Origin of the sequence: Brevibacillus sp. 1238, from assembly GCF_029892995.1 — a bacterium.
GTDB classification, from domain to species: domain Bacteria; phylum Bacillota; class Bacilli; order Brevibacillales; family Brevibacillaceae; genus Brevibacillus; species Brevibacillus parabrevis.
In genome coordinates this window covers 355,799-379,325 of sequence record NZ_JARXWC010000005.1, presented here as the reverse complement: position 1 = coordinate 379,325, position 23,527 = coordinate 355,799, and the positions used below count along the sequence as shown (strand labels likewise).

Sequence of the window (23,527 nt, the reverse complement as noted above, 5' to 3'; positions counted from 1 at the left end):
CTACGACCTATTCTATCGAAAGAGAAGGTGATTCTCTTTGCTGCATAAAGCGCAAGAAGTTTTGCAAAAATACTTTGGCTACGAAACATTTCGCGAGGGACAAAAGAAAATTATCGAAAGCCTCCTGGAAGGACACGACACGGTAGGCATCATGCCGACGGGCGGGGGAAAATCAATCTGCTACCAGGTTCCGGCGATGCTTTTTGACGGGGTAACCATCGTCATCTCGCCGCTCATTTCCTTGATGAAGGATCAGGTTGACGTACTGGTCAGCATGGGGATTGCCGCTACGCAAATCAACAGCTCGCTCGATTACAGCGAGGTGCAGGAGCGCCTGCGGATGGCTGCGCGTGGCGAATACAAGCTGCTCTACATTGCCCCGGAACGGCTCGAATCGGAATCGTTTCAACAACTGATCCGGAATATGCCGATCTCCTTCATCGCTGTCGATGAGGCGCACTGTGTCTCCCAGTGGGGGCATGATTTCCGCCCAAGCTATCTGGAAATCGCCCGTTTTTTGGACACGCTGCCAGAGCGTCCGATCGTCGCTGCCTTGACTGCGACAGCGACACCGGAAGTAACCGCTGATATCAAGCGCCAGCTGTCGCTTGCAGACGAGCGGCTTTTCATCACGGGCTTTGGCAGGGACAACCTCATCCTGTCCGTGCGCAAAGGGGAAAATCGCCGCGAGTTCATCCAATCTTATTTGAAGGCGAACAGACAGCAGGCCGGAATTATTTACGCTGCGACGAGAAAAGACGTCGATGCCCTTCATGCCGATCTGGCAAAGCGCGGCTTTCCGGTCACCAAATACCACGCCGGACTGTCAGAGGAAGAGCGTGCTGCCAATCAGGAAGCTTTCCTGTTCGACGACGTTCGCACGATGGTTGCCACCAATGCGTTCGGAATGGGAATCGACAAGTCCAACGTGCGCTATGTCATTCATTACAACATGCCGAAAAACCTGGAGGCGTACTATCAGGAGGCCGGGCGCGCCGGGCGTGACGGCGAGCCGAGCGAGTGCATTTTGCTGTACCAGCCGCAGGATATTCAGACCCAGTCGTTTTTCATTGAGCAAAACCAGCTGACGGACGAGCGCAAAGATCACGAGTACAAAAAGCTCTACGCCATGGTCGATTACTGCCGGACGCCGAGGTGTTTGCAGCAGTATATCGTGCAGTATTTCGGGGAAGCCGATGCCCCGGAGTGCGGCCGCTGCCACAACTGCACCGATGAGACAGAGCTGAGCGACATCACGCTCGAAGCGCAAAAAATCTTTTCCTGCGTGAAACGCATGCGGGAACGCTTCGGCGCGGCACTGGTCGCACAGGTGCTCAAAGGTTCGAAAAACAAAAAGGTGACCCAGCTCCAATTCGATCAGCTTCCCACGTACGGTCTGATGAAGGAGTACAAGGAAAAAGAAATTGCCGACCTGATCCAGCTGCTGATCGCGGAAGGGTACTTGCAGGTGACAGAGAGCCAATACCCGATCGTCAAGCTGGGAGAGCGGGCATTGCCCGTTTTGATGGGCGAAGAGCGCGTCGTGCAAAAAATCTCGATCCGTCCGGTTGCCCTCACGGAAGATGATGAGCTGTTCGAACAGCTGCGAACGCTGCGCAAAGAAATTTCGCAAAAAGAAGGCGTGCCGCCGTACGTCATTTTCCACGACAGCACTTTGAAGGAAATGAGCAGCCTTTGCCCGACTGACAAACAGGCCATGCTCAAGATCAAAGGTGTGGGCGAATCCAAATTCGACAAGTACGGGCAGCTCTTCCTTGAGTGCTTGCAAAACTACGCTGCCGTCAAGCCGTGACTTCTTTTGTCGCGGCTTTTTTGTGGGGAGAATCAGCAAAAATCGTCCCATTCGCCGGCACTGCCTGCTATAGTTAGAGAGAAAGCCAAAATTTTCTTAGAATAGAGAACAGGAGGAGCGAAAAGCTTTACCAGCGCACGGGATCTGACAGAATGAGAGAAACAGAGGGGAAACTATGAAAAAGAAGGTAGCTTTACTGGCAAAAAGCTTGATGAGCGTAGCGATGACCACAATGGTGCTGGGCAGTGCCTTGGCGGGAATCGCTGCACCGACAAAAGCGGCGGAAGCGCCGACCAAAATCACGCTGTTGGGCACATCTGACATCCACGGCCGCTTCATGCCATGGGATTATGCGCTCGACGGCCCGAATACAAACGGCAGCCTGACGCAGCTGTTCACCATGATCAAGGACATTCGCAAAGAAAATCCGAACACCGTGCTGGTCGATGCAGGTGATTCGATACAAGACAACTCCGCTGAACTGTTCAACGACCAGCCGCAGTCGCCGATGATGGTCGCCATGAACGAAATGAACTACGACGCCTGGGCGTTTGGCAACCACGAGTTCAACTTCGGGCTGGATGTGCTGGACAAGATCAGCGGCCAGTATAAAGGGGCAGTTCTCGCAGGCAACATCTACAAAGAAAATGGCGAGCGTTTCTTGCCTGCTTATACGATCGTAGAGCGCGCAGGCGTAAAAATCGGTCTGATCGGCATGAACACGCCAATGATTACCGATTTTGAAAAAGGCACCGACCATCTGGATGGCCTCGTGGTCAAAAATCCGGTAGAAGAAACGAAGAAAGCCGTAAAAGAACTGCAAGGCAAAGTAGACGTCATGATCGGCGTCATGCATATGGGCATCGAGAACGAAAACGGCATTCCAGGCACAGGCGTAGCCGATATCGCCAACGCCGTACCGGAGCTGACCGCCATTTTTGCGGGCCACATGCACAAACTGGTGAAAAAAGAAGAAATCAACGGTGTGCTGATTTCCGAGCCGGACAAATACGGTACGCACCTGTCGCGCATTGACCTGACTTTTGAAAAGAAAGACGGCAAAGTTGTGCTGACCAGCAAGGAAGCGACTGCTTTGCCTGTAAAAGGCGCTGACGGCACTCCGGCTGTTTCCGATCCAGAGCTGGAAACGAAGCTCAAGCCGTTCCACGAATTTGCCCGCGCAGATGCGAACATCGTTGTTGCCGAGCTGAAAGGCATGAACCTGGTGCCGAAAAACGAGGTAGAAGGCATCCCGACTGTGCAAATTCAGGAGACGCCACTGTCCGACTTCTTCCACGAAGTGATGCTCTACTACAGCAAGGCAGACGTCGTCGCTCACCAGATCGACAACGACAAGGCAAAACTCGATGTCGGCCCGATCAAGAAAAAAGACATCGCCTACAACTATCAGTACACATTCGGCGAAATCACGGTATACAAAGTGACCGGAAAAGATTTGAAAGATTACATGGAGTGGGCAGTAGGCTACTTCAATTCCACTCGTCCTGGCGACGTAACTGTCAGCTTTGACCCGAAACGCCGCGCTTCCAAATACAGCACCAACGACTTCTTCGGCGGCGTGAAATACGAGATTGACCTGACCAAGCCATACGGCAGCCGCATCACCAACTTGCGCAAGCTCGACGGAACACCAATCAAGCCAGAGGACAGCTTGAAGCTCGGCATGAATGCGTACCGGATGGAAGCCCTGCAAGCAAAAGGCGGCGCGCTGGAAGGACGCAAGTTCGATCAGCTGTGGACGTCCAAAGCAAATGATGCTTTTGGAGAAACAGGCGGAACAATCCGCAACCGCGCTATCGCGTACTTGCAAGAAGTGAAAAAAGGCGTATATGAGCCAAAAGTGCAAAACAATTGGAAGATCATCGGCGTCGACACCTCTGCTCCTGAGCGCAAAGACGTAGTAGAGCTGATCAATGCTGGCGTCCTGAGCGTTTCGAAAACAGAAGACGGCAAATACACCAATATCGCTTCGATCAACATCAAAGATGCGGTGACCAAAGAAGAAATCGCGGAACTGACAGCGAAGGCAAAAGTCGACGCAGCGAAATTCGCGAACGTGAAAACAAAAGGCGAGTTTTATCGCCTGCTGAACGAAACGAGAAAAGCAGCGGCGGCCAAGGAAGCGCAAGCAACCCCTGCCGCCCCTGCGACGACTACGCAACAGAAGAAATAACGCAGCTTGGTCTCGAACCGCACCAAAAAAGCCGTGACGCTTACAGTCACGGCTTTTTGCTGTTCAGGCGGTCTTCTTTTCGCAGCTTTTTCAGGAACTAATCGACTAACCGACGATTCGCTTGCGATGCTTCACCAGGTACAGCAAGAACACGAGCAGCAGCAAGCCTTGGCCGACAATCGCTGCGGAGATGGAAGCGCCGAGGTAAACAATCAGGTAGTAAATCCCCGAGCCGGCTGCCATCAGGAAATTTTCGATAAAATTTTGAATGGCGATGGTTTTCCCGGAGCCGACCATCTTTTTGCCTTCTTCTTGCAGGACGGTGTTCATCGGAATGATGAATACTCCTCCCATGAACCCGACCAAAAGCAGCAGGGAGATGGCAATGCCGATTACGTGAATCCACGGGAACAGCACGATGATGAGAAACATGCCGAAGCCGTAACCGACCGAGCGCGTGAAGCGGGACAGCGGAATCAGCTTCGGTGCGAGAAACGCGCCGATGATGATTCCGATGGAAGTCGTAGCCAAAATCAGCGAGACGGAGAAGCTTTGCGGATTGATCCCCAGAGCGACGGGAATCCAGGCAAGCACAGCTACCCGCAGCACAGCGGAACTCATCCAGAACGCCCCTGTGCCGATCAAAGAAAAGCTCGTTTCCGGGCGGTTCATCAAGTGCTGGAAGTCGATGAAAAAGCGGCGAGCCTCCGCACCGTAGCGAATCAGGCTGTTTCCTTTGATGCGCGGGATGAAAAAGGTCATGCCCAGTGACAGCAAGTAGAGAGCGAGACAGATGCTCGACGACAAGAGCGGTGCGGTCGTGGAGGCAATCGCTCCGCCTCCGCCGATTCCGGTCAAAATGGCGACGATCGTATACGCTTCGATGCGCGCATTGGCCTGGAACAACTCATTTTCATTGCGCGTCAGCTCTGGCAAAATGCCGTACTTGGCAGGCGAGTATACGACGGCTCCCACGCCTACCGTAAAGTAACTGAGCATCAACAGCAAAATGCTCGAATGATCGATCACAAACAAGAGTACGACGCCGAGTGCTTTGATCAAGTTCCCGATCACCAGGACAAACGATTTGGCATGTTTGTCGGCAAAAGGTCCGACGAGCGGAGCCAGAAATACGTAAGGCAGAAAAAAGGAAATCGATACGAGTGCGAGCATCGCGGGAGAAAAACCGTTCTCCCGCAACAAGTTGGCGATGACAAACAAAATCATGTTGTCTGCAAAAGCCGAAAGGAATTGCGTGAAATACAGAGCTTGCAATGGTTGTAGTCGCGTTTTCACATCAGTTTCCTCCACTTTCTGCGAGTTGCTTCAGACTGACGTAATCGGTTTTCCCGCTCCCGAGCAGCGGCAATGTCTTGATGAACTGCATGGTGCCAGGGATGAGCAGTGGCGAGTATTGCTTTTCGGTCAAATACGAGCGCAGTTGACCGAGCGCCACATTTTCGTCTGTCGTAAACAGCAGGACGCGCTCGCCTTTTCGCTGATCATTGACGGTAATCGCAGCGAAGCCGGAATGTCCAAAGCATTGCATCGCCAATTCTTCAATCAGATTCAGCGAGACCATTTCGCCGCCGATCTTGGCGAAGCGTTTCAGTCTGGACTGGATGCTGAGAAAACCTTCCTGGTCGGCTGTCACCAAATCTCCGGTGTGATACCACTCTTCTGCCGGAACGAAGCCTTTTCCGTGGATCAGGTAGCCTTTCATGACGTTCGGGCCTTTGACGAGCAGTTCTCCGCCTGCGTCGATTCCGGCAACAGGGTCCAGGCGATACGACATGCCAGGCACCAAGCGTCCCACCGTACCGGGTTTGTTCGCCAGCGGCGTGTTCAGAGCGAGAATCGGTGCCGTTTCGGTTGCCCCGTACCCTTCAAAAATCCGCACGCCGAATTTCTCCATCCACAGCTTGCGAACATCGTCTTTCAGTTTTTCCGCTCCTGCGAACACATAGCGTAGCGAGTAAAAGTTATACGGGTGCGCCATTCGTCCGTAGCCTGCCATAAACGTCGAGGTGCCGAACAAAATCGTCGCGTTCTGGTCGTACACCAGCTCCGCAATCGCCTTGTAGTGCAGCGGGCTAGGGTACAAGTAGACGGGAATCCCTTTGACGACTGGCAAAAGCGTGCCGGCAGTCAAGCCGAAGCTGTGGAACATCGGCAATGCATTGAAAAACTTGTCGCGGCTCGTAATGTCGATCATGCTGGTCACCTGCTGGATATTCGCATACAGGTTGGTGTGCGTCAGCACGACGCCTTTTGGCTTGCTTTCGCTGCCGGAAGTGAACAGGATCAGCTCATTGGCGCCGTGCGCCGCTTTTTTGCCAGTCAGATAGGAGCCAAAGGCAGCCAGTTTGTCAAAAGCGGTCGCCGATGCTTTCAAATCTTCGAGATAAATCACTTGCATGCTCGGCGACAGGCCAGCGATGATGTGATCCAGCTTGCCTTTTTCGATGAAGGCGCGCGATGTCAGGATCGTGTCGATATGAGCCGTCTCGCAGCAGTCCAGAAGCGAGCGGATGCCGAGCGAAAAGTTCAGGATCGCAGGCGTTTTTCCGATCGAAAACAAGGACAGCAACGTAATCAGGTGACCGACCGAGTTCGGGAGGAACACGCCGACCACTGGTTTTCCCGTCAGCGGCTGCTGCAATTTTTTGCCGAGCAAGTAGCTTCCGATCAGCAACGTGCGATAGTTGATCGCTGTGGTCAAGTCTTTGGCGATTTCCATTTTTGATCCGTTAAGGCGCGCGGCTGCAATCGTTTCATCGAACAGGTTTACATTTTGCTTCATTCGGCTTTGAAAAATTTCATCTTGCAACGTGCGGAGGATCAGGTCATTGGCTGCTGCTTTTTGCTCGCGCATCGAACGGTTTTCTTCGCGTGCGATGGTGAACGGGGTGCCTACGGTCATGGTGATGGTCGGGAACAGCAAGAGACGCAGCTTGCCTTTCAGATAGGAGAAGATCGAGCGCTCCAGTCCGTTGATCGCGATCGGATAAACAGTCGCGCCCGTTCTCATGGCGAGGTAGCCTACGCCGCTGTAAATTTTCATCAGGCCGCCAGTCGTCGTGATGCGGCCTTCCGGAAAGATCACCAGCGTCTCCCCTTTGCGGATCACCCGCAGCATATGGCGGATCGAGTAAGGGTTCAGCGGATCGATGGCGATGTGCTTGCGGAAGCGCAGGAAGAAGGCGAAGCGCTTGGCGATCTCCGTGTTGACGACGAAGGTCGCTCCTTTTGGCAAACAGAACGACAGGAGCACCGCGTCCAGCAGGGAGACGTGATTGGGAATGATCAGAGACGGCTGCGTCAGATCGATTTTGTTTAGTCCGTGAACGCGAGGTCGAAACCACAGCATTAAAATCATTTTCAGGAAGGAATGAATGAGGACCATGTGGACCACACCTTTACAAGGAATAATGGCGTTGCTTTATGTTTTCATTGTAAGGAGTGGGGGAAGTAAAAAAAGTACCAACATTCATTGGTACCTGGTAATAAGACCTAGAACAGCTTCTTTTGGCTGGCTTTGGAGGCCGCTTCCTTGCTCGTTTTCACGCCCATTTTTTTCAGGATGCGGTTGATGTGGTTTTTGATCGTGCGCTTGGTGATGTGCAAGGATTGTTCGATTTGCGTCTGGGTTTTTCCTTGGTGAATCAGTTGGAGGATGTCCTTTTCTGCCGGGGAAAGCAGCTTTTGGTTCTCCTCGTTTTTCAGGCGCAAAAACTCGTTGCGCAAAGCGGCTGCGGCGGTCGGGTGAATCGCCGACTGGCGGTTGTGGGCAGCGCGGATCGCTTCGGGAATTTCCTTGAAGCTGGATTTGCTGATGTAATTGACGGCACCAGCGGAAAAGGACTCGACGATGACGTCCTCGGCTGTCAATGACGTCAGCATGATGATTTTACAGTCCGCTTGCAGGGAAATCAGCTCCATGGCCGTTTCGATGCCATCGAGATTGTTTTCGGTCAGGTTGATATCCATGAGGACGATGTCAGCGCCTGCGTTCAAAAACCGCTCCACAGCTTCTGCTTTGGTCCCTGCCTCGCCGACCACGGCCAGACCCGGCTCTTTGTTCAAGTAATCGATCAGACCTTTTCGCCAGACGGGATCATCTTCTACGAGAAATACTTTGATGGCTTCCATGCCGATAGCCCCCTTCCTGCTTTCATCAATGTGTTATGACGCGTTTTTTCGGGAAGAACAGAAAGACGGTCGTGCCTTTTCCCTGCTCGCTGTATATTTCCAGCATTCCTTGATGTTTTTGCATGACATTGTAGCAATAAGACAGGCCAAGCCCGAAGTTTTGTCCGGTTCTTTTGGTAGAGAAAAACGGATCGAGGACATGCGGCAAATTTTCTTTGGAAATGCCTGTTCCCGTGTCCGCGACGGCGATGACGAGATGCCGATTGGACAAAAAGAGCTGCACATGGAGCTTTCCGCCCGAGCGCATCGCTTCGATCGCGTTCATGCACAGATTGGTCAACACTTCCCGCAGCTGCACGGCATCGCAGCGCAGACGAAGGCTCTCATCCAGCTCGGCTTCCACTTGAACCTGATATTTTTCCGTGTACGGCTTCAAATTGTGGATGACTTGTGTGACGATTTCGCTCGGCGCAGTGGGGGACTCTTGCAGCTCCACGTCGCGCAACTGGGTTTGGATGCGGTTCATCATGTCCAGCATGTGCTGGGACGATTGCAGGAGCACTACGGCATCTTCCTGTAAGCCTGGCTGGTTTGTTTCCTTTGCATACGTTTCGATGCGATCCGCGTACAAGGAGATTTTTCCTGCTTCGTTTTTGATCGTATGATTAATGATTTGCGCACCGGATGTGAGAGCACGCAGCGTGCTGTCCAGGCGTCTTTTTTCTACGCGCAGCCGGACGCCGAGGAACCCGTATTTCAGGCTGATGGCGACAATCAGAATGAACTGGATGGCGACGACGAGCATGTTGTACCGCCAGGCTTCGTAATCGTTTTGGATGCGCATGACGTAAATAAAAATAAAGACGAAAAAGAGCGGGACGATAATCAGCACGTTGGTGAAAAAGCTGTTCTTTTTGACCAGCGGGTCTTTCTCGCTCCGGTACTGTACGATGAGCAGCGTGCACGAAACCAGAAAAAAAGGAATGACCCAGGCGACCATGATCCAGTAGTTGAAGGCCAAAACCGGGTGGATCGGCGTAATGGCAAGCATCGAGACCGGGAAGCAGAGCGCAGCAAACTGCGTGATGAGTTTGGTTCTGCGCGCAAGAAACTCCGCCGAATGCACGGCGAACATGAGAAACGAATAAGGCAGTCCGACCTGACAAATAAAAGACGACAGGCGGCTGAGAAAAAGCAAGGTTTGTTCTGTACCAGGCGTCATGGTGAACATCTCCGCCCAAAGCGGCATGATCGTTTCATCGATGACCGCAGAGAGAAAGCCAGCCCCTCCGACAAATGCAGTGGCACAGGCCCAGCGGATCGACGTCCGTTTCGGGTCGGTGAACAGAGCCAGCAGGCCCAATGCCCACATGGTGAACAAGGTGAAAACCATCATGGCAATCGTGATCTCCTGTCAGTCATGATAAAACCATTATATCGTACCTGCGGAGAATGAAACGAAAATTAATCAACTGTCCATGAAAAGCGAACAGAGACGATCTGCCGGGAAGAGTGAAAAAATTGTGACAGATATGGGTATTTTGAACTATATGCTCTGTTCCTGATTCCAAAAATCGCCTATGATGGTATTCATGCAGATAGTCATACAGAACTCATTTTTATTGATCATGAGACGCGGAGGAGAAGCAGACGAATGATGTCATTTATGAAAAAGCATCTGATTGTTCGTATTTTGTGTGTCATCATCTCCGTCTTGGTTCTGGTCGCTGCGGGAAACATTGCCACGCAGATTGTGCAGACGAGAGATGCGGTTGAAGAAGGAATCAACAATTACAACATGCGCATTGCAGAAAGCTATGCTGCTCAAATGAAGCCGGAGCAGTATGCTGATTTTCTGAAGCAGCCGAAGGAAACGGACCTGTACTGGGAGCTTAGACAGGAGCTGGATGTGTTCCGCACACAAATCGGAGCGATTTACGTCTACTTCGTGCGATTTGATGAGAATCAAGTGCCGAAAATTATGATTGATGGACGTCCGCCCAACGATCCGGCTGCTTCTCCGATTGATGAAGTGACAGATATGCCCCCAGATGCTGTGAAGGCGATTATGGCGGGGAACAAGGCAAGCTCGCCCATTATCGAAAATCCGGAGTACGGGACTTACATATCGGCGTATGTTCCTGTCAAAGACAAAAGCGGTGCAGTGCTCGGGGCGTTGGGGATTGATACCGATGTAAAGGTGTACGAGCAGTTGGCGACCAACGTGCTGTGGAAAAGCGTTCCGATCTACATCCTGATGCTCGTTGTCATGTTCGCGGCTGTGCTCGCGATTGTCTGGTTTGTCCAGCGGGCATTGCGTCCGTTGCATGTCGTCAAGGAGAGCGCGGAGAAGCTGGCTGAGGGCGATCTGGCGGCAGCCGGAGTCATTTTGCGTTCCTCTCCGGTAAAGTCCGTGGATGAAATCGGCACCGTCTATCAGTCTATGCTGACGATGTCCGAACATCTGCACAGCCGGGTTCGCGGACTGGTAGTGAATATGGACAAGACGTCCGATCATTTGGTCCTCTCATCGAAAGAACTGGCAGTGAGTGCCGATGAGATGCTGGAGATGGGAGAGAGCATGAATGACAGCGTCAAAGTCATTTACGACGGAGCGCACGCGCAAAAGAAAAGCGCGGACGACAGTGCGAATGCGATTGAAGAGATTGCACTTGGCATAGCGCGGATCGCTGAATCTTCCGCTACGGTGTCCGATGCTTCCATTCACGCTTTGGAAATCGCCCAATCCGGTGACGCGGCAATGAAACGGATGAGCCAGCAGATGCAAGACATTTCGCTTTCGGCTGAGCAGACTTATGAGATCGCCAAAAAATTGAAAGCGTATTCGCAGGAAATCGAGCATGTGCTAGGCACGATCCAAGGCTTCACGGAGCAGACGAAAATTCTCGCGCTGAACGCCTCGATTGAAGCGGCGAGAGCGGGCGAACACGGACTCGGCTTTACGATTGTGGCGCAGGAGGTAGGCAAGCTGGCGAATGCCTCGGCCGCTTCTGTCCAGCAAATCACTGCTTTGTTGGGCAACATCGGAAAAGATTCGGAGAAAATCAGTGTCGAGATGGAGACGGTCACGACAGAGATCAAAGAGGGCGTAGAGTTGTCGACTGAAGCAGAGCGATCGTTTTTGCATGCGGTCAAGGCGTTCATGCTGGTCAGTGAGCAGGTGCAGGAAGTATCCGTCACGACAGAGCAGCTGTCTGCCGGGTCTGAGGAAGTAGCGGCTACGGTCAACAGCATTGCGCACATCGCTTCCGGTGTGAGCGAGCAGACGGAACAGATTCGGACGATGACGAACAGGCAGCTGGAGATGATGAAGCAAGTGTACGATGCTTCTGCTGTCCTGAATGCCAACACGCTGGACATGAGAAAAGCGATTCAGCAAGTCAATGTATAGCGACTGTACACAGCCACCCTGTCTGTTTGGAAGGGTGGCTGTTTTTTCGTGATGAGGCATGTACATCCATCATATTCATGGGTAAGCAGGTTTTTCCAAAATATTGTTGAAATGAAAACGGACAAGTTGTGAGGCAGGTGATCGCAATGAAACGAGTGGATTTCATTTACCAGAAGCTGCTTGATTCAGGTCCTGATACAAAGCTCAGTGCAAGCGAACTGGCTGAGCTGCTGGGTCTTAGCCGCGCCAACGTAAGCAGTGATTTGAACCGGTTGTGGAAGGAAGGCCGCATCGAAAAGGAGGAGGGGCGTCCTACCCTGTTTTATGTCAAACAGGCGAAGGATTCGCTCTACCTGGCGCAAACCGCATTGGACAGGCTGGCGAAGAAAAACAAAAGCCTGATTACGCGCATCGAGCAGGCCAAAGCGGCTGTGCTGTATCCGCCGCGCGGCATGCATTGTCTGATTCTCGGGGAGACGGGAGTGGGCAAGTCGTGGTTTGCGGGCATGATTCACGAGTTTGCTGTGGATATCGGCCGTCTGGACAAGGGGGCGCCCTTCATCGTCTTTAACTGCGCTGACTACGCCAACAATCCGCAGCTTTTGATCAGTCAATTGTTCGGAGTCAAAAAGGGCGCATACACCGGAGCGGAAATGGATCGCAAAGGCTTGGTAGAGAAGGCGGACGGCGGCATTCTGTTTCTCGATGAGGTTCATCGGCTGCCAGCGGAAGGCCAGGAAATCTTTTTTACCTTCATGGACAAAGGGACGTTCCGGCGGGTCGGCGAGACGGAAGTGGAACGTACGGCTCAGGTGCAAATCGTCATGGCGACGACCGAAAATCCGGAGTCGAGCTTGCTCAAGACGTTCATGCGCCGCATACCGATGGTGATCAAGCTCCCCTCATTGCTGGAGCGGGGGATGGAGGAGCGTCTCGGGCTCGTCATGGAAATTTTCCGTGAAGAAGCGTTTCGCTTGGGCCGGGAGATTCAAATATCAGCGAGCGTGTTGCAGGCGTTTCTTTGCTATCACTGCCCCAACAACATCGGACAACTGAAGACCGACATCCAGCTGACCTGCGCCAGCGCTTATGCCGAGTATATCTCCCTGAAAAAGCATGTTTTGCACATCTCCATTCAGGATGTGCCCCATCACGTCAAGCAGGGACTGCTCATGGCAAAAGACTACAGGCAGGAGATGGACGAGCTGATTGGCACCGAGCACAAATGTTTTGTCGTGCAGCCGTCCGAGGAAAGCATCTGGTTTGGCGGCGAGCAGGAGGATGCTGCCAACAGCGTCTATGAAAAGATCGAGCAGAAAATATACGAGCTGCAAAATCAGGGAGTCAGCGAAGAAGAGCTGGAATTTGACATAGAAAACTACTTCACGACCTTCATCAAAGGGGTTCATCAGCGAATCAACAAAGGAGATATGGCACGTATCATTGATCCGATCATTATCCACCTGGTCGAAGACATCGTGCGCTATGCGGAAGCGAAGCTGGAGAAAATTTTGAGCCAAAAAGTAATCTTCGGGCTGGCGCTGCACATCCAGACGTCAAAGGAGCGATTGTCGCAAGGGAAGCAGATCGTCCATCCGCATATCAACAGCGTGCGGCTCAAGTACAAAAAAGAGTTCGCTGTAGCATTGGAATGCGTGCGGATGATCGAGGAAGCTTTGCTCATGGACTTGCCGATTGGCGAAGCGGGCTACCTCACCATGTTTTTCGTGCTGGATGACGAGAGCATGCAAGAGGAGCGGGAAACGGTGGGCGTGCTTGTCATTACACACGGCAGCGGAGGCGCGACAGCCATGGTCGATGTGACCAATCGGTTGCTTGTCACCCAATACGCGCGGGCAATTGACTTGCCGCTGGAAGAAGACTCCATGCTTGTGCTGGAGCAGGCGATCAAGACAGCGCGGGACATCGGTAGCGCATCCGGCCTGCTTTTGCTCGTCGATATGGGCTCGCTGCTCGGTTTTGGGGAAATGATCGAAAAGGAACTGGGAATCCCGGTAAAGGTAGTGCCGATGGTGAGCACCCCGCACGTCATCGAAGCGACGCGCAAGGCCATGCTCGGACATTCTTTGGAGGATGTGTACCGCGATGTCGTCAGCATATCGATGCTACATCGGGAGGAGCTGCCCAAGGAGCCGCCAGCCAAGCTGTCGCCAGCTTTGACGATTGTAGCAGCCTGCCTGTCGGGCGAGGGCAGCGCGCTATTTTTAAAACAACTGCTGGAATCGCGGCTGCGATATGACGAAAAGCTGTTGGAATTTGTGCCGCTGCAACTGCTGGACAAAGCACAGGCCAAAAGTCGGCTGAAAAAAATCAAGGAAGAACGGACCGTTTTGTGCGTCGTGAGCAATTACATGCTCGATCGCGGCTTGCGCTGCTACAGCATGGATGATGTGATGAACGGCGAGGCGCTGTCCGATATCCAGCAGCTGATCGACCTGGAAGAAGCGTACGTGAAAATGAAACAATCGCTCAAAGAACATCTGAAAATGGTAAAAGGGCAGGACATTCTCGATGACGTCAGGACGTGTGTGACCCGCATGGAAGAAAGACTGGGCAACACGCTTACTTTTGATACGAGAATCGGAGCCTATTTGCACATTTGTTGTCTCGTCGATCGGCTGAAAGCAGGAGAGCATTCCATCGCGTATACAGACAAAGCCGTATTTTTAGCGGGCAATCGCACGCTGCACAACCTGATCCGCCATGAGTTGCAGCCGTTGGCAGACAAATACGACGTGACTTTTAGTGAGGACGATGTCTGTTTCGTCATGAATTTCTTCATACACAATAAAACACTGGTGTAGCTAGTGTTTTATTTTTTGCCAAATTGTCCCTGTTTCCCAAACACTATAGCGCTTTCATTCAAACACTTTTGGCGCAAGCTGACTTTGCGACTCTTAAAATGCGACAACGGTGCCCTTTTTGGTGAAAGCGCATACAAACAAGGTGTTTTGGCACGCGACTTGCTATAGAAAAAGGACATAACCAACTGAGGGGAGGAAGTTATATTGAATATCTTGCTATGCTGCGCAGCTGGGATGTCAACGAGCTTGCTGGTACAAAAAATGGAGCAGGCTGCACGGGAAAAAGGGCTGGAAGTGAAAATCTGGGCGGTATCAGCAGATGACGTAAAAAGTCATATTGACCAAGCCGAGGTACTCCTGCTGGGGCCTCAGGTGCGCTACAAGCTGGCGGAAATGAAAAAAGTAGGGGAAGAAAGAGGGATTCCAGTCGATGTAATCCGTACGGTTGACTACGGTTCTCTGAACGGGAAGAACGTGCTGGAATTTGCTCTTCGTCTAAAACAGTAGAGGGGGATGCGTATGGCAGGGTTCAATTCTTTTCTGGAGGCCCGCGTGATGCCTGTGGCGGGCAGGATCGCGGAGCAGAAGCATTTGCAGGCAATTCGTGACGGGATCATTCTCACCATGCCTTTGCTGATTATCGGGTCTCTTTTTCTCATTATCGGCTTCATACCTATCCCTGGTTACAACGAGTTCATGGTTGGGCTGTTTGGCGACTTGTGGCGAACCAAGCTTTTGTATCCGGTGAATGCCACGTTTGACATCATGGCGCTCATCGTCAGCTTCGGAGTAGCGTACCGATTGGCTGAAAAGTACAAGGTTGATCCGCTGTCGGCAGGTGCGATTTCTGTCGCTGCCTTCTTGCTCGCGACCCCGTACAAGACGATGTTTACCCCTGAGGGAGCTACAGCAGCCCAAGAGGTAGGCGGAGTGATCCCGGTCGCCTTGATGGGAAGCCAGGGGCTGTTCGTGGCGATGCTGTTGGCGGTGCTGTCCACCGAGATTTACCGCAAGATCATTCAAAAGAAAATCGTCCTGTCGATGCCCGATGGTGTGCCTCCCGCTGTCTCCCGCTCCTTTGTCGCTTTGATCCCTGCTTCGGCCGTGCTTCTGGTCGTCTGGCTCTTGCGCATCCTCATTGAAAATACTTCGTTTGAAAGCATCCACAACATCGTGAAAGATTTGCTGGTCGGCCCGCTGAGTGCATTGGGCAGCAGCTTGATTGGAGCGATTGTCTGCGTGTTGCTCGTCCATCTGCTCTGGGCGCTCGGTCTGCATGGAGCGGCGATTGTCGGCGGAATCATGAGCCCGATCTGGCTCACTTTGATGGATCAAAACCGGGCGGCGTTCCAGGCGGACCCGAATGGAGATTTGCCGAACATCATCACCACCCAATTTTTTGATCTATGGGTGTACGCGGGCGGCTCAGGTGCGACCTTAGCGCTCGTGGTGCTCATGCTGTTCCGTGCGCGCAGCGAGCAAATGAAAAACATTAGCCGACTTTCCATCGGTCCAGGCTTGTTTAACATCAATGAGCCTGTCACTTTCGGGATGCCGATCGTCATGAATCCGATTCTGATTATTCCGTTTATTCTTGCGCCCGTTGTGCTGGTCATTGTCAGCTATGTGGCGATGTCACTGGGCTGGGTAGCAAAGCCAAGCGGCGTGGCAGTTCCCTGGACGACTCCTGTCATTATTAGCGGCTATTTGGCTTCCGGCGGGAAAATCTCGGGCAGCGTCCTCCAGCTTGTGAATTTCGTCATTGCGTTGGTGATTTACTATCCGTTCTTCCGCTTGTGGGATAAACAAAAGGTGAGCGAGGAGCAGGCGAATGCCGCTTCGAACCAAGCCGTAAACTTGTAATTTACCAGAGGAGAGGCGCTTTATGAAGCTGATTGTGAATGCGGACGATTTCGGTTATTCGAAAGGGGTGAATCTGGGGATCATCGAGGCGCACCGGGCGGGCGTCGTCACCTCTACAACGACCATGGTGAACATGGGCGGTTTCGAACACGCGGTACAATTGGCCAGGGAAACGCCGACACTCGGGGTGGGCATCCATCTGGTGCTCACCTGTGGCGCTCCAGTCAGCCACGATGTACCATCCCTGACAGATGAGCATGGGCGGTTTCACCGTGGATACGACTATTTGGGCACGACGTCGCCGGAGGATGTAGAAAGGGAGCTGCGCAGCCAAATCGAAAAGTATTTGGCGACGGGACTTACCCCGACGCACATCGACAGTCATCATCACGTCCATGCTCATGCAGCGATTTTGCCGATCGTTTTGCGCCTGGCACAAGAATATCGGCTTCCGGTGCGCAATCCGTGGGGGTTTCAAGCAGGGAAAAGGGAGAAGCAGCCGGATGTGCTGACCACGGAAGGCTTTTCCCACCGCTTTTACGGAGACGACCTGTCTGTTCAAACTTTCTTCGATATTGTCGAGGAGCTGGCGGACTGCTCTGTGGCCGAGATGATGACCCATCCCGCATATTTGGATGAAGCGATTTTGACAGGCAGTTCATACGCGCTGCCGCGTACACGGGAGCTGCAAATTTTAACGGCAAAAGAGATAAAAGAGTACGTGCAAACACGGCAGATACAGCTCGTGACATTTAAAGAACTCGGATAGGTGGAGATCTATTTGGACCATACAGACGTTATTTTTCAGCTGATTTTACACGGAGGGAACGCGAGAAGCCTGGCGATGGAAGCAATCGCACTGGCGAAAAACAAAGACATGGCGGGCGCACAAGATGCGCTGAAACGAGCTGGCGAAGAGCTGAGCCGGGCCCATCACCACCAAACGACTTTTATCCAAAAGGAGATTGCGGGTGAGAAACCGGAGATCAGCATGCTGTTGATCCATGCGCAGGATCATTTGATGAATGCGATGACGATCAAGGATTTGGCCAGCGAGTTTGTCGAGCTGTACAGCCATGTCCACGCGGCAAAGGAGGCGGGAGTGTGAGCGGAATCAAAATCGTAACGATCGGTGGGGGATCGAGCTATACGCCAGAGCTTGTGGAAGGTCTGATCAAACGATACGACGAGTTGCCTGTACGCGAACTGTGGCTCGTCGATATTCCCGAGGGTGAGAAGAAGCTGCAAATCGTCGGTGCTCTGGCGAAGCGGATGGTGGAAAAGGCCGGAGTACCTATGAAGGTGCATCTGACGCTGGATCGGCGCAAAGCGCTCGCGGGCGCGGATTTCGTCACAACGCAAATGCGCGTGGGGCTGCTGGACGCCCGAATCAAGGATGAGCGCATTCCGCTGAAGTACGGGGTCATCGGTCAGGAGACGAATGGGCCTGGCGGACTGTTCAAAGGGCTGCGCACGATTCCGGTCATCATGGACATTTGCCGCGATATGGAAGAGCTGTGCCCGGATGCCTGGCTGATTAATTTCACCAATCCGGCTGGCATGGTGACGGAAGCTGTTCTGCGATACACGAACCGGAAGAAAGTAATCGGGCTGTGCAATGTGCCCATCGGGATGAAAATGGGAGTCGCGACCATATTGGGGGTCGATCAGTCGCGGATACACATTGACTTTGCCGGGCTGAACCATATGGTGTTCGGGCTGGGAGTCTACCTGGACGGAAACAACGTCACTCCGCAGATCATCGACAAGCTGACTGGCGAACAATCGGGAATTACGATGCAAAACATTCTCGATCTTGGCTGGGACAAAGATTTCATCAAAGCGTTGGGGATTCTTCCTTGCCCGTATCACCGCTACTACTACCAGACTCGCACCATGCTGGAGCACGAGCAGGAGGAAGCGAGCAAAAACGGCACGCGGGCAGAAGTGGTCAAGCAGGTGGAAGCGGAGCTGTTCGCGCTGTATGAAGACCCTGACCTGAACATCAAGCCGCCGCAGCTGGAAAAGCGCGGGGGTGCCTATTACAGCGAAGCAGCCTGCAATCTGATTTACTCGATCTACAACGACAAACGGGATATTCAGCCAGTGAACGTCCGCAACAACGGGGCGATTGCGAGCATTCCTGACGACTCTGCTGTGGAAGTAAACTGCGTTATTACCCGGGAAGGGCCAGTCCCGCTTGCCGTAGGGGATTTGCCAGTGCCTGTGCGCGGGTTGGTGCAGCAGATCAAGTCGTTTGAACGAGTGGCGGCGGAAGCGGCTGTAACGGGTGACTATCACCAGGCTTTGCTCGCCATGACGATCAATCCTTTGGTGCCGTCCGATGTGGTAGCCAAGCAAATTCTCGACGAGATGCTGGAGGCGCACAAAGAGCATTTGCCACAGTTTTTCAAGCCAGTAACGTAAGGATGGAAAACCGTGGAACAAGCTGAGAGAAAAAACGAGAGCGCGAGATACAAGCTGCTCGCCCTGGATGTGGATGGGACCATTCTGATGTCGAATCATTCGATGGCAAAAGTCACGCAGCAAGCGATCAGCGGGCTTGCAGACAGAGGCGTGTTCGTAACGCTGGCTACCGGACGGGCGTATCCGTCAGCGAAAGCTTTGGCCCGACAGTTGAACATCAGCACTCCGCTCGTGTCGCATGACGGGGCGTATGTGGCTGATCCGCTGACAGACGAGGAACTGCACGTCAGTCGGATACCTGTTGAAACGACCGCTTCGGTGACAAACATTTTGGCGAAGTACGAGCTGGATGTCATGCTGCTGCACGAAGCTTATACGCTCACCAATCGGCGCTGGAAGTGGAAGGACTTGTATCCGTTGGTGAACACGCGCACCTTGCGCCAGCTTTGGCGGGAGCGCTATCCGGTCAAACTGATGACTTCCGCTGATTTGATCGGGCACGTCCAGGAGCATGCGGTGCGCGTACCGAAAATTTTCGTCATGGGCGAGGAAAGCGAGATTGCGGTAGCCAGAAAAGAGTTGGAGACAACCGACTTGCCGGAAATTCGGGTAACGACTTCCGGTGCACGCAATCTGGAGATATTGCCAGAGGGAATCTCCAAAGCGAGCGGGCTTGCGCTTTTGGCAAAAAGACTGGAAATCAGTCCGGAACAAATTGTGGCTGTCGGCGACAATTACAACGACTTGGAAATGTTGCAATTTGTCGGGATGGGCGTCGCCATGGGCAATGCTCCAGACGAAGTCAAGCGGCTGGCACGACATGTGACAGACACGAACGATCAACATGGGGTGGCGGCCGTCATCCAGAAATTTTTCGGCATACACGATGCAGAAAAGGAGGTGTGAAATGGTCCGATTTAATGTAGAAATCACCGTAAGCGGCGGCCTTCATGCCCGTCCGGCTTCTGTACTGGTCAACTTGCTCAATCAATACCGCTCGTCGGTCAAAATGATTTACAATGACAAGCAGGCCAACGGCAAAAGCATCTTGAGCGTCATGGCGCTGGGGGCGAAGACCGGCGATGAAATGACGTTTGAGGTGGAGGGCATCGACGAGCAGGAGACAGCGTCGGCTTTGCAGTCGCTGTTTCAGCGGAACTTTGCCGTATAAAAAATCGCAAAGCCAATGCCTGACAGTGCGGGCATTGGCTTTTTCATGTTCGGGCAACGGATTTTTATCGATCAGAGGCTTTTTCGAAACACGACCGTTACTTTGAAGTAATCGCCATCGATTTCCAGCAACAGCTTTCCGCCTTGCAGCTCCACGATGCTTTTGGCAATCGCCAGCCCCAGTCCGGAACCTTCCGTATGGCGGGACTGATCGGCGCGTTTGAATCGTTCAAACAGTTCCTGGGCATCGAAGTCGATTTCGTAGGCCGAGACGTTTTTGAAGGTCAGCACGACTTCATCCTGTTTTTCGATCAAATCAATCAAGACGCGCGTATTCGGCATGGAATACTTCAAGGCGTTGCCAATCAGATTCTCGAAAACGCGCCATGTTTTTTTGCCATCGAGCGGAGCCATGATTTTCGGCTGCTCGGTTTGGACGCGAAACTTGAGAGAGGATTGCTCGATCTTTTCGCTGAACTCTGCGATCGCCTGGTTGAGCAGTGCCGAGAGGTTTACTTGCTCAATGTGCAGCTCGACAGCTCCGCTGGACATTTTCGCGGCATCGAACAGGTCATCAATCAGCACTCGCAAACGGCCCGCTTTTCGGTCCAGCACATCGACGTAGCTCTTGATCTCTTCCGCCGACAGGTTATCCCGTTTCAACAGGTCCACGTAGTTGATAATCGAGGTGAGCGGCGTTTTCAAATCGTGCGAGACGTTGGTAATCAGCTCCGTCTTCATGCGCTCGCTCTTCATTTGTTCTTCCAGCGCGTGTTTTAAGCCCAGCTTGATGTTGTTGAGCGAGTGCGCGAGATCGGAGAGGCTCCCTTTATGGATTTTTTCAATCGTGGCCTGCATATTTCCCGCTGACATCTCGGAAGCTCCGCGCATGATGCGGTTCATGAGTGCCAAACGGCGAAAAATGTACGGAACGACGGTTGCCAGGTAGAACAAGCCGTACAGAAAACTGAGCACGAACAACTCTTCCGAGCCTTTCGCGATGGAGACGAGGCCGAGTGCTGCGCTCATGCCGAATCCGACAGTCAAAATGAACAACAGGGAAGACTTGAAGAACAAGCCTTTGTGCGCGTAGCTTTCACGCAGAACAAGTTTCAGTCGGGCAAACAGGCTTCTTTGCCACTGTTGCGAAAGAGACTCAGGTTGCTGATACATATGCCATGCTTCCAGAACTTGCAGCAGCCAATAGGCGGTAAACAAAGACATGAATCCGAGAGTGAAGAAATGCTCGACATCCACCGGCAAAAAGAAGAAGCGCAGACTGAAAATCATAGCCAGGTAAGTAGCGCCTAGCGGAAACAGCAAGAGGATGCGGATATCGAGCGGGATACGCCGGAACAGTCTCAGCGTTTTGCCGACAATCGGTTGCTCAATGCCTTTGTTCCGGTGCAAAAACCAGCAAAGGACAGCGGTAGAGAGCAATGTCACGATCAACAGGACGACTTCTCCGCGCAGCCGATCCCTTTTGGCATCGAAGTAGGCAGCATCTGCATGTACTTGGCTGTAGCCATCAGGAATTTTCGGAACAAAAAAAGTGCCGGACCATTGATTCAGTTGATACATGCGGTTAATGTCGGCAAAATCGCCGTACCTTTGATCTGAGTTTTCCGGAAAGCGGATTACGTAGCGGGCATTCTCGCTTAATTCTGCATCCGTTGGCGTGTGGCTATTGGAGTAAATTTTCCCTGTCTTGTAGTCGTTGACATAGTAGTGGAACGATGGGTTGCGAAGGGCAAGGCTGTTTTTCCGTTCTTCGTACTCGGCATCTTTTTCCGCGACCATTTGTTTGAATTTCGCATCCCATTCGGCTGTTGCTTCGTCAAGCTCGCGGATCATCTCGGACTTTTTCGCTGCAGCATCGTCGGGGTGCATGTCAGCATACCGCTGCCTGATCTCTTGATAAGCATTGTTGCGGTCTTGCTGGAACTGCTCTACGGCTGCTTTCCCTAGCTTTTGTTCTGGCGTCTTGCGTTCATAGTCGGCAAAGTCGACATGAACCGTTTTCACCAGACCTACAAACAGTCTGACTTCGCTATTGAAGCTTTCGCTCTGGAAGTAGTTGTCCCGTTGCAAATACTCGCGGTTGCGGTAAATATCCGCCATAATCAGTACGAGAAGCGCGACGCTGACAACCAGGGCGAGCAGCGCTGGCAGCGTGAAGCGGCTATTTTTCGATCTTGTATCCAATTCCCCATACCACCTTCAAATATTTCGGTTCTTTCGGGTTGATCTCGATTTTTTCCCGAATGCGCCTGACGTGAACAGCAACCGTGTTTTCTGCATTCAAATATGGCTCTCGCCAGACGCGTTCGTAAATTTCCTCAATGGAAAAGACCCGGCCCTTGTTTTCCATCAGCAGCTCCAAAATCTTGTATTCGGTAGCGGTCAAGCGGACTTCGTTGCCATCTACAGCGACGGACTTCGTACTTTTGTTCAGCGACAATCCACGCACCTGAATCTCGTCTTCGGTTGCCTTGTAATTGCCGAGATTGGTATAACGCCTGAGTTGGGACTTGACCCGCGCCACCAGCTCCAACGGATGAAAAGGCTTGGTCACATAGTCGTCGGCCCCGATGTTCAAGCCCAGAACTTTGTCGGTGTCCTCCGATTTGGCAGAAAGCATGATGATCGGGATATTTTTGTCCTGCCGGATTTTAAAAGTTGCCGTAATTCCGTCCATCTGAGGCATCATAATGTCCAAAAGAATGAGATGAATCTCTTCCCGTTCCAAAATATCCAATGCTTCTAGACCATTGCTCGCTTGATGCACAATCAGAGACTCGTTTTTGAGATAGATTTCGATCGCATCTCTGATCTCTGCCTCGTCGTCGACTACGAGGACATGATAGTTCGCCATTGTTTTCCCACCTTATGAATGCATTCATGTTTTTATCTTAACGAAAAGCTTTGACAAAACAGCATAGAAATCTCTTACAAATTTCTTAATAGTTGTCCGAGATAGGAACTGGACGAAAAATAGGGTAAGATGTGAGGAAGTAAAAACGAGGAAATGGTGATGACCTTGCTGGAATGGACCGGGGAGAGAATCATCCCCAAGCTGCTGAAGCCGACGAATGGCATGCTTCTGGAGCACATCGCCCGCTATTACTTTGCTACTCCTTATATTAAAGGAAGAGTGCTTGATATTGCATGCGGGACAGGATACGGCTGTCATATGGTTGCCAAGGATCGGAAGCGGGAATTGACCGAGTTGATCGCTGTCGATATTGATGACGACACGATTTTTTACGCGAATCGGGAATATCACCATCAAAAAATTACGTACCAGAAAGCCGACGCTCTCGATCCCGCCCTTCCCGAGAAGCTGGGCTTGTTTGATACGATTTTAAGCTTTGAAACGATTGAGCATGTAGCGGACGATCTGTTGTTCATGGACAACCTGTATCGCATGCTGAAACCGGGCGGAACACTGGTTTTGTCCAGTCCGTTTGGCCGAGGGAGAGGCAAGGAGACGAGCGAGCCTTTTCATGTGCATCAATTGACTCCCCAAGAGTTTGAGGAGCTGTTTGTCCGGTTTTCGCAGGTGGAGATTTACTATCAGCGAGGGCCGACGTTTGAAAAGCCGCGAGATGGCGTGCGCTACTTTATCGGTGTGGCTGTTTGTACGAAATGATCCTGCTCGGATACATGAT

18 protein-coding genes are annotated in these 23,527 nt (G+C 52.3%); 12 read left to right on the top strand and 6 right to left on the bottom strand.

Annotated features, from left to right (window positions below):
* Window positions 1–37 precede the first annotated feature (37 nt).
* Complete coding sequence (recQ, locus tag M2298_RS15315; protein WP_280648680.1) at window positions 38–1,813, top strand: DNA helicase RecQ; 1,776 nt, start codon at window positions 38–40, stop codon at window positions 1,811–1,813.
* A 232-nt stretch (window positions 1,814–2,045) separates the two neighbouring features.
* Window positions 2,046–4,007, top strand: coding sequence for a bifunctional metallophosphatase/5'-nucleotidase (locus tag M2298_RS15310; RefSeq protein WP_481752855.1), 1,962 nt, complete (start codon window positions 2,046–2,048; stop codon window positions 4,005–4,007).
* A gap of 105 nt (window positions 4,008–4,112) precedes the next feature.
* On the opposite strand, the gene lplT is transcribed toward M2298_RS15310, so the two are convergent.
* The 4 genes from lplT to M2298_RS15290 form a co-directional block, all read right to left on the bottom strand.
* Window positions 4,113–5,303: a lysophospholipid transporter LplT gene (gene lplT, locus M2298_RS15305; protein WP_122962447.1), complete on the bottom strand. Its 1,191-nt coding sequence runs from the start codon at window positions 5,301–5,303 to the stop codon at window positions 4,113–4,115.
* 1 nt (window position 5,304) lies between these two features.
* Window positions 5,305–7,413: an AMP-binding protein gene (locus M2298_RS15300; protein WP_122962448.1), complete on the bottom strand. Its 2,109-nt coding sequence runs from the start codon at window positions 7,411–7,413 to the stop codon at window positions 5,305–5,307.
* A 107-nt stretch (window positions 7,414–7,520) separates the two neighbouring features.
* Window positions 7,521–8,159: a response regulator gene (locus M2298_RS15295; protein ID WP_122962449.1), complete on the bottom strand. Its 639-nt coding sequence runs from the start codon at window positions 8,157–8,159 to the stop codon at window positions 7,521–7,523.
* A gap of 25 nt (window positions 8,160–8,184) precedes the next feature.
* Entirely contained in the window at window positions 8,185–9,555 is a 1,371-nt protein-coding gene (locus M2298_RS15290; protein WP_122962450.1) for a sensor histidine kinase, read from the bottom strand.
* Window positions 9,556–9,813: 258 nt separating this feature from the next.
* On the opposite strand from M2298_RS15290, the gene M2298_RS15285 reads away from it, so the two are divergent.
* From M2298_RS15285 to M2298_RS15245, 9 genes are all read left to right on the top strand, one after another.
* The gene (locus M2298_RS15285; protein WP_122962451.1) at window positions 9,814–11,571 is read left to right on the top strand and encodes a methyl-accepting chemotaxis protein; all 1,758 of its coding nucleotides are present in this window, start codon (window positions 9,814–9,816) and stop codon (window positions 11,569–11,571) included.
* A 146-nt stretch (window positions 11,572–11,717) separates the two neighbouring features.
* The gene (locus M2298_RS15280) at window positions 11,718–14,396 is read left to right on the top strand and encodes a sigma-54-dependent transcriptional regulator (protein WP_173596296.1); all 2,679 of its coding nucleotides are present in this window, start codon (window positions 11,718–11,720) and stop codon (window positions 14,394–14,396) included.
* A gap of 204 nt (window positions 14,397–14,600) precedes the next feature.
* On the top strand, window positions 14,601–14,903 hold the full coding sequence (locus M2298_RS15275; RefSeq protein ID WP_063228821.1) for a PTS sugar transporter subunit IIB: 303 nt from the start codon (window positions 14,601–14,603) through the stop codon (window positions 14,901–14,903).
* Window positions 14,904–14,915: 12 nt separating this feature from the next.
* Complete coding sequence (gene celB / locus M2298_RS15270) at window positions 14,916–16,259, top strand: PTS cellobiose transporter subunit IIC (protein ID WP_370641087.1); 1,344 nt, start codon at window positions 14,916–14,918, stop codon at window positions 16,257–16,259.
* Window positions 16,260–16,281: 22 nt separating this feature from the next.
* Complete coding sequence (chbG, locus tag M2298_RS15265) at window positions 16,282–17,028, top strand: chitin disaccharide deacetylase (RefSeq protein ID WP_173599552.1); 747 nt, start codon at window positions 16,282–16,284, stop codon at window positions 17,026–17,028.
* Between the two features lie 12 nt (window positions 17,029–17,040).
* Window positions 17,041–17,367, top strand: coding sequence for a PTS sugar transporter subunit IIA (locus M2298_RS15260; protein ID WP_122962455.1), 327 nt, complete (start codon window positions 17,041–17,043; stop codon window positions 17,365–17,367).
* Entirely contained in the window at window positions 17,364–18,686 is a 1,323-nt protein-coding gene (locus M2298_RS15255; RefSeq protein WP_173596299.1) for a 6-phospho-beta-glucosidase, read from the top strand. The genes M2298_RS15260 and M2298_RS15255 overlap by 4 nt, the downstream gene beginning before the upstream one ends.
* 12 nt (window positions 18,687–18,698) lie before the next feature.
* The gene (locus M2298_RS15250) at window positions 18,699–19,592 is read left to right on the top strand and encodes a Cof-type HAD-IIB family hydrolase (protein ID WP_229049768.1); all 894 of its coding nucleotides are present in this window, start codon (window positions 18,699–18,701) and stop codon (window positions 19,590–19,592) included.
* 1 nt (window position 19,593) lies between these two features.
* On the top strand, window positions 19,594–19,857 hold the full coding sequence (locus tag M2298_RS15245) for an HPr family phosphocarrier protein (RefSeq protein WP_122962457.1): 264 nt from the start codon (window positions 19,594–19,596) through the stop codon (window positions 19,855–19,857).
* Window positions 19,858–19,928: 71 nt separating this feature from the next.
* Here the strand turns inward: M2298_RS15245 and M2298_RS15240 are convergent, their stop codons facing one another.
* Together M2298_RS15240 and M2298_RS15235 are read right to left on the bottom strand one after the other, a co-directional pair.
* Window positions 19,929–22,061, bottom strand: a complete 2,133-nt coding sequence (locus M2298_RS15240) for a sensor histidine kinase (RefSeq protein ID WP_173596300.1) — start codon at window positions 22,059–22,061, stop codon at window positions 19,929–19,931.
* Window positions 22,039–22,731: a response regulator transcription factor gene (locus tag M2298_RS15235; protein WP_173596301.1), complete on the bottom strand. Its 693-nt coding sequence runs from the start codon at window positions 22,729–22,731 to the stop codon at window positions 22,039–22,041. Before M2298_RS15235 ends, M2298_RS15240 begins: the two co-directional genes overlap by 23 nt.
* 153 nt (window positions 22,732–22,884) lie before the next feature.
* Here M2298_RS15235 and M2298_RS15230 point away from each other — a divergent pair, with 153 nt between their 5' ends.
* Window positions 22,885–23,508, top strand: coding sequence for a class I SAM-dependent methyltransferase (locus M2298_RS15230; protein ID WP_122962460.1), 624 nt, complete (start codon window positions 22,885–22,887; stop codon window positions 23,506–23,508).
* Window positions 23,509–23,527 lie beyond the last annotated feature (19 nt).

Bases quoted from the DNA above. Each gene is read 5' to 3' on its own strand.
- M2298_RS15310 (WP_481752855.1), top strand. From the start codon at position 2,046: ATGGTGCTGGGCAGTGCCTTGGCGGGAATCGCTGCACCGACAAAAGCG.
- M2298_RS15300 (WP_122962448.1), bottom strand. From the start codon at position 7,413: ATGGTCCTCATTCATTCCTTCCTGAAAATGATTTTAATGCTGTGGTTT.
- M2298_RS15295 (WP_122962449.1), bottom strand. From the start codon at position 8,159: ATGGAAGCCATCAAAGTATTTCTCGTAGAAGATGATCCCGTCTGGCGA.
- M2298_RS15290 (WP_122962450.1), bottom strand. From the start codon at position 9,555: ATGATGGTTTTCACCTTGTTCACCATGTGGGCATTGGGCCTGCTGGCT.
- M2298_RS15285 (WP_122962451.1), top strand. From the start codon at position 9,814: ATGATGTCATTTATGAAAAAGCATCTGATTGTTCGTATTTTGTGTGTC.
- M2298_RS15280 (WP_173596296.1), top strand. From the start codon at position 11,718: ATGAAACGAGTGGATTTCATTTACCAGAAGCTGCTTGATTCAGGTCCT.
- celB (WP_370641087.1), top strand. From the start codon at position 14,916: ATGGCAGGGTTCAATTCTTTTCTGGAGGCCCGCGTGATGCCTGTGGCG.
- chbG (WP_173599552.1), top strand. From the start codon at position 16,282: ATGAAGCTGATTGTGAATGCGGACGATTTCGGTTATTCGAAAGGGGTG.
- M2298_RS15245 (WP_122962457.1), top strand. From the start codon at position 19,594: ATGGTCCGATTTAATGTAGAAATCACCGTAAGCGGCGGCCTTCATGCC.
- M2298_RS15235 (WP_173596301.1), bottom strand. From the start codon at position 22,731: ATGGCGAACTATCATGTCCTCGTAGTCGACGACGAGGCAGAGATCAGA.
- M2298_RS15230 (WP_122962460.1), top strand. From the start codon at position 22,885: ATGGTGATGACCTTGCTGGAATGGACCGGGGAGAGAATCATCCCCAAG.